Source organism: Rhodococcus sp. EPR-147, assembly GCF_001647185.1.
Lineage (GTDB): Bacteria > Actinomycetota > Actinomycetes > Mycobacteriales > Mycobacteriaceae > Rhodococcoides.
Map to the genome: position 1 here is coordinate 1 of NZ_LVCU01000413.1, position 2,441 is coordinate 2,441.

The window sequence follows — 2,441 nt, forward strand, 5'->3', positions numbered from 1 at the left end:
GTCGCCGAGATCGAACGCACCGTCATCGAACTCACTCGACGCGGAGGATTGGGAGTGTTGTTGGTGGAGCAGCACATCGGCTTCGCCCTCGAGTCGGCGCAGAACTACTACATCCTCGAAGCCGGCCGCATCACGTCCACCGGCGTGGGCGGGAGCGAGTCCGAGGCAGACGTCCGCGCAGCCATGGCGATCTGACCGGACCCATCGTGCCGCGCAAGGACCTTCGCGAGAAGGTCTATTCGTCACTGCGCCGGGATCTGATCTCCGGCGCCATCAGCTCCACCGAACGGCTCGGCGAGGAGCGTCTCGCCGAGCTGTACGGTGTCTCGCGCACACCGGTGCGCGAGGCGCTGGCGCGGCTGCAGGCCGACGGCCTCGTCACCCGCGACGAGGCCGGCCTGCACGCCTATCGCCCCCGGATCGGCGATCTCCCCGATCTCTACGAGCTCCGGTCGACTCTCGAAGCCCGGGGCATCACCCGATCGATGTCGCACCCGGTCGATCGGTCGGCGTTGTCGCACCTGTTGGACACCTGGATCGGTTTGCGGGACGACCCTCCCGGCACCACCGACGATCTGGTGTCCCTGGACGAGAACTTTCACGTCACGTTGCTGGCCGCGTCGGGTAATCCGGCTCTGACCGAGGCGCTGTGCACCGTGAACGCCAAGGTGCGTCCGGTTCGGATACTCGGCGGACTCGACGCCGCAGCCGTCGTCTCGGCGATCGATCAACACATCGACATCGTCGAACGCGTGCTCGCCGGGACCCTGGACTCGGCACTGGAACTGCTACTCGCCCATATCGATTCATCACGCGATCGAGTGGTCGCGCGGGCGCAGCAGGCGGCGGCGCTGGCCGGCGCGGTCCGTATCTGATGCGTCAGGCGCGACCCGAGAGAATCCGATCGATGTCGTCGAGCACGGTCTGCCCACCCATGGGCCCGACCCCGGTGATCCAGTACGACATGTCCACCGCGTGCGGGTTCGGCAGGATCGCTGCGTTGGCGGTGATCGACGCCGGAATCGCCGCGGGGTCCGACGGGTCGGTGGCGGTGACGACGATCAGATCCGCTGCCGCCTGAGCCGCCAGCTCGGGCGAGAGGTCGCCCGAGATCTCGTCCGCCCATTCCGGCCGCGGCGGAGTGGTGAAGCCTGCACATTCGAGTGTGCTCCCGGCGAACGACGACGGCCCGTACAGGGTCAACTCACCGTTGCGCGGCCTGATGAGTTGTGCCGTCTGCCCGGCAGTGTCGAATTCCTCGGCGATCTCGGCACACCGGTCCTCGTAGGCGCTGAGCAGCTCCTCGGCGTCGTTCTCCTTGCCGAGAGTGCGCCCCACGAAACTGACGTTCTCGCGCCATGGATCGGACTGGGATGCCATGAACACCGTCGGTGCAATGGCGGCGAGTTGGTCGTAGTACTCGGCGTGCCGAGTCTCCGTGCCCAGGATCAGATCTGGTTGCAGGGCCGCGATGTCCTCGATGGTCGGTTCGGCAACCGTACCGACGGTCGCGATGTTCGCCGCTTCGGTACCGAGGTACGACGGCACGCCGCTCGTCTCGCTGAGCACGGCGGTGCCGACGGGCATTACGCCGAGGGCGACGGTGGTGTCGAGCTCGACCGGCTCCAGGGTGACGATGCGCAGCGGGGTCTCGGGAACCTCGACCGTTCCCCGGACGGTCTCGATCGATCTCGTGGCGCTGCCTGCGCTGTCGGGGGCAGCGTCGGTGGACGAGCACGCCGTAGCCGTCGCTCCGAGGGCGGCGATGGTGAGCGCGAGGGCCGTGATGCGGGCATGGGACTTCGTCAAGGGTCCTCCGAGGAAAGATAGTGCTGGATAACTAGAAGGGTAGCCTAGCCTTCTTCTTCCCGGTGACGTCCGGCCGAGCAGTCGGTACGGTGTGGCTGTGACCACACCACGCATTCCGTCCGGTACCGCCAGAACCCTCGGGCCCATCAACTGGGTCATCTGCAAGGTGATCGCCAAGGGTGCGGGGGTGCCCAATCCGCACTTGTTCACCACCCTCGGGCGCACCGGTGGGCTGTATCGGGCATGGCTGTTCTACAGCGGCCACCTGATGCCCGGCGGGAAGATCTCACGCAAGGAAACCGAAATGGTGATCCTGCGCGTGGCGCACCTGCGCGATTCCGCGTACGAGACGGACCATCACGTCCGGCTGGGCAAGCGGGCGGGCATCGACCGGGATCTGCTCGAGCTGATCAAGACCGGACCGGACGCACCGGGACTGTCGACGCGGTATCGGACCATCCTCTCTGCGGTCGACGAACTCATCGCCACCAAGATTCTCTCCGACGCGACCTGGAATCAACTCGCCACCCAGTTCGACGAGCGACGACTCATCGAATTCGTCCTGCTGGTCACTCAATACGATGGCCTGGCAACCACTCTCGGCGTTCTGCGAGTGGAGCGGGACTACGGCG

At 66.3% G+C, this 2,441-nt stretch carries 3 protein-coding genes and 1 pseudogene; 3 read left to right on the forward strand and 1 reads right to left on the reverse strand.

From position 1 onward, the window contains the following. Both A2J02_RS18200 and A2J02_RS18205 read left to right on the forward strand, forming a co-directional pair. A pseudogene (locus A2J02_RS18200) lies at positions 1-195 on the forward strand (ABC transporter ATP-binding protein); the annotation flags it as partial. Between the two features lie 11 nt (positions 196-206). Beyond that, positions 207-875, forward strand: coding sequence for a GntR family transcriptional regulator (locus A2J02_RS18205; RefSeq protein ID WP_068051855.1), 669 nt, complete (start codon positions 207-209; stop codon positions 873-875). 4 nt (positions 876-879) lie between these two features. Here A2J02_RS18205 and A2J02_RS18210 read toward each other — a convergent pair whose 3' ends face one another. Continuing rightward, positions 880-1,809 carry an ABC transporter substrate-binding protein gene (locus A2J02_RS18210; protein WP_068051858.1) on the reverse strand — a complete coding sequence of 310 codons (930 nt, stop codon included), beginning with the start codon at positions 1,807-1,809 and terminating at the stop codon, positions 880-882. A 91-nt stretch (positions 1,810-1,900) separates the two neighbouring features. On the opposite strand from A2J02_RS18210, the gene A2J02_RS18215 reads away from it, so the two are divergent. Beyond that, positions 1,901-2,441 (forward strand): carboxymuconolactone decarboxylase family protein (locus tag A2J02_RS18215; RefSeq protein ID WP_068051860.1); only part of this gene is annotated, 541 nt, incomplete at its 3' end.